Here is a 1576-nt window from a genome sequence, read left to right as displayed (position 1 = left end):
TTTTAACAGATTAGGGTTCGGTCCTCCAACAGGTTTTACCCTGCCTTCAACCTGCACATAACTAGATCACTTGGCTTCGGGTCTACGACAACATACTTAATCGCCCTATTCAGACTCGGTTTCCCTCCGGCTGCGGCTCTTCCAAGCCTTAACCTTGCATGCTATCGTAACTCGCAGGCTCATTCTACAAAAGGCACGCCATCATCCGACCACTTAATTTCTTAAACTTTCTTTTATGCGTTCCATTAGAAACTTACTCATGCGTCTGTTTTTTTTAAGTGCTTGCTCTCTTTTGTGTGCATAACACTCATTTGTATAGGCTTCATAATATACCAATTCCCATTGATGATTTTTGGTACTTTGATTTATACCGACATTATGCTGTTCTAACCTTTTTTCTAAATTAGCAGTATAACCAGTATAAAATTCACTTGATTCATTTCTCAGTACATAAACATAATACATATTTCCCTCTCTATTAAGAAATTAAGTGGTCGGACTTTGACATGTTGTGGGTTTACGGTTTCAGGTTCTATTTCACTCCCCTCACCGGGGTTCTTTTCGCCTTTCCCTCACGGTACTTCTGCGCTATCGGTCGTATCTAGTATTTAGCCTTGGATCGTGGTCGACCCAGATTCCGACAAGGTTTCTCGTGCCTCGCCGTACTCAGGATACTGCTGCCTCACTGCCAATATTTCAGATACGGGGCTTTCACCCTTTTTAGCCGGCTTTCCCAAAACCGTTCTCTTATAATGACAGTAAAGTTATCGCAGTCCTACAACCCCACTCGTAAGAGTGGTTTAGGCTCTTCCGATTTCGCTCGCCGCTACTTTCGGAATCTCTTTTGATTTCTCTTCCCGGGGTACTTAGATGGTTCAGTTCCCCCAGTTTCGCTTCCGCAACCTATTTATTCAATTACGGATACCAAGTTCACACTTGGTGGGTTACCCCATTCGGCAATCAACGGATTAATGGATGTTTGCTCCTCCCCGTTGCTTTTCGCAGCTTACCACGGCCTTCTTCGCCTTGATACGCCAAGGCATCCGCCATAAACCCTATATTCGCTTGACCATATTATTGTTCCAACAAAACTTTTTTCAAAGCCTTGTTAAATTGATAAAATCTTTTTATGGATTTCATCTTGAAGTTTCGCTTTGCGAAACTTTTTTTCTGAAACCTGTCATGGTTTCAGTATCCATCCCTGAATTGCTTTTTATCGCAATTATTTTTCAAATAACAGAACTTATGAAATAGTCCGTATTTCATTAGGCAGTAATGGGCCAGAATAGAGTTGAACTATTGACCCCTGCCTTATCAGAGCAGTGCTCTAACCGACTGAGCTACTGGCCCAAGAAAAAAATAGGTCTGGGGAGAGTGTTAAAGCGTTACACGCTCTAACAAGATTGAAAAACAACAATCGTTAAATGTTTGGGGCAAACAGCCCCTTTGTAGTCCATAAGGACTTTTTATTGGAGTTTCACGAAGTGAAACTCCTAGCTAAATCCCGTTAGGGATTTAGCACCTTTCAAAGTGAAAGGAGGTGATCCAGCCGCACTTTCCAGTACGGCTACCTTGT

The 1576-nt window shown here is 42.3% G+C and carries 1 tRNA gene and 1 rRNA gene; both read right to left on the bottom strand.

Annotated elements, in window-relative coordinates:
* A 23S ribosomal RNA gene (locus ACYVTD_RS12495) occupies positions 1-1071 on the bottom strand; the annotation flags it as partial.
* Positions 1072-1276: 205 nt separating this feature from the next.
* A tRNA-Ile gene (locus ACYVTD_RS12490) sits at positions 1277-1350 on the bottom strand.
* Positions 1351-1576: the final 226 nt, after the last annotated feature.

The sequence above is a fragment of the Treponema sp. R6D11 genome (assembly GCF_054786075.1).
The sequence above is the reverse complement of the archived record's forward strand: the minus strand, read 5'-3'. Positions and strand labels throughout refer to the sequence as shown.